Here is a 1,385-nt window from a genome sequence, read left to right on the forward strand (position 1 = left end):
GCCGGCATTGCCGGCGTCACCAAAGTCCTGCTGCAACTCAAGCACCGCCAGATCGCGCCCAGCCTGCATTCCAGTGTCCTGAACCCCAACATCGACTTCGAAGCCACCCCGTTCGTCGTCCAGCAAGCACTCACCGACTGGCCCAGGCCCATTCGGGACATCGGCGGAACAAGGACAGAAGGCAAACGCATCGCCGGCATCTCGTCGTTCGGCGCGGGCGGGGCCAATGCGCATGTGGTGATCGAGGAATACAGCGCACCGCAAACGCAAGCCACCCCAAGCGGACCGGCCCTCATCGTGCTGTCGGCCAGGAGCGAAGACCGGCTCAACGAGCAAGTCCGGCAACTGCGCGAGGCCATCGCGGCCGACGCGGCCATCCATCTTGCCGACCTGGCCTACACGCTGCAGGTCGGGCGCGAGGCGATGGAGGAGCGGCTGGGGCTGGTCGTCAGTTCGACGGATGAGCTCCGCCAAAAACTGGGGGCCTACCTCGAAGGCAACGACGTTGACGAGCTGTACCGGGGCCAGGTCAAGCGCAACAAGGACGCGCTGGCGGGGCTGAGCGGGGACGAGGACATTGGCACGGCGGTCGAGGCGTGGATTGCCAAGGGCAAGCATGGCAAGTTGCTGGACGTGTGGGTCAGGGGCATGGCGGTGCAATGGAGTCGCTTGTACGGCGACAAGCGGCCGCAACGCATCAGCCTGCCCACCTATCCGTTTGCCCGTGAGCGCTACTGGGTGCAGACCAGCGCAACGCAGCCCACAGCGACCACAGCAACAGCGGCGAGCCTGCACCCGCTGGTGCACCGCAACACCTCGGACGTGGACGGCCTGCGCTTCAGCACGCAGCTGAGCGGCGAAGAATTCTTCCTGGCCGACCACGTGGTGCGAGGCGAGCGCGTGCTGCCCGGCGTGGCGCAGCTGGAGATGGCGCGCACGGCAGCCCGCCAGGTGCTCGGGCACGAGGCCGTGGCGTTGAGCGACGTGGTGTGGCTGCGCCCGGTGGTCGTGGACACCCACGGGCTGAGCCTGCACATCGCGCTGGACCCGGAAGACGACGGAACCCTCAGCTTCGAGATCTACAGCGAGGACGATGAGGGCGAGGTCCGGGCCTACAGCCAGGGCCGTGCCCACCTCCAGCAGCCGGCCAGCGCGCAGGCGCATGACCTGCAAGCCATGCGCGCGTTGTGCCAGCAAACGCAGCTGACAGCAGCGCAGTGCTACGCCCGCTTCGAGCAGCTGGGCCTGCACTACGGGCCGGCGTTCCAGGGCTTGCGGGAAGTCCATGTCGGGCAGGACCAGGTGCTGGCGCGCATCAGCCTGCCGGATGCGGCGCCGCAGGGCGTCTACCAACTGCACCCCAGCCTGCTGGACGCGGCCTTGCA

Annotated in this window: 1 protein-coding gene; it reads left to right on the plus strand. The window is 67.7% G+C overall.

Translation table 11 applies throughout. The annotated features are described in order from the left end of the window. Positions 1 to 1,385 (plus strand): polyketide synthase dehydratase domain-containing protein (locus tag AC3WR5_RS33435; protein ID WP_492490107.1); only part of this gene is annotated, 1,385 nt, incomplete at both ends.

The sequence above is a fragment of the Ideonella sp. FW305-24 genome (genome assembly GCF_058788035.1).